This window comes from Neisseria sp. P0021.S006, from assembly GCF_051956895.1.
On sequence record NZ_JBQCWZ010000799.1, the window covers coordinates 1 to 654 of the forward strand.

Consider the following 654-nt stretch of genomic DNA (forward strand, 5'->3'; position numbering starts at 1 on the left):
CGACGACCGCATCAACGGAAGCCAACCGAGACAAAGGTTCGCGCAAGCTGCCGTTGGGCAGTAAATCCAAATTGGTACGTCCTGTATCTGCCGCCGGGAATACGGCAATTTCCATATCGCGTTGCAAGGCATAATGTTGCAAGCCGTCGTCGGTCACAATCAATTCAAGCTCCGGATGCGCCGCAAGCAATGCCCTGCCTGCTTCTGCGCGGCTGCTACCTACCGCCGTCGGCGCACCGGTTTGGCGAAACAGCAATAAAGGCTCGTCGCCTGCATCTGCCGCACTGCTAGCTGTATTCAATACATGAACCGCCTTGCTCTTGCGCCCGTAACCTCGGCTGATGATGCCGACCTTAATGCCCTTTTCCTGCAAATCCGACACCAGCGCGGCGACTATCGGCGTTTTCCCTGTTCCGCCTGCATGGATATTGCCGACCACCACCACAGGCACTGGCAATTTTTCGCTTTTCAGACGGCCTGAAACAAAATCATCGCGCCGTTTCGCCGCAATTTTGGCAAACAGCTTGGATAAGGGTTTCAGCAGCAAAGACAAAAACGGATTGGGGGATTGCCAATGGCGTTCGATAATTTGGTGGAGTTTGGGCATACGCACGGCTTTTGAGGCGAAAATCAAACGATAATATAACACAAGCC

Annotated in this window: 1 protein-coding gene; it reads right to left on the bottom strand. The window is 53.7% G+C overall.

Going from position 1 to position 654, the window contains the following annotated elements; genetic code table 11:
• Positions 1-607 (bottom strand): tetraacyldisaccharide 4'-kinase (gene lpxK, locus ACTHUM_RS17170; protein ID WP_440403578.1); only part of this gene is annotated, 607 nt, incomplete at its 3' end.
• Positions 608-654: the final 47 nt, after the last annotated feature.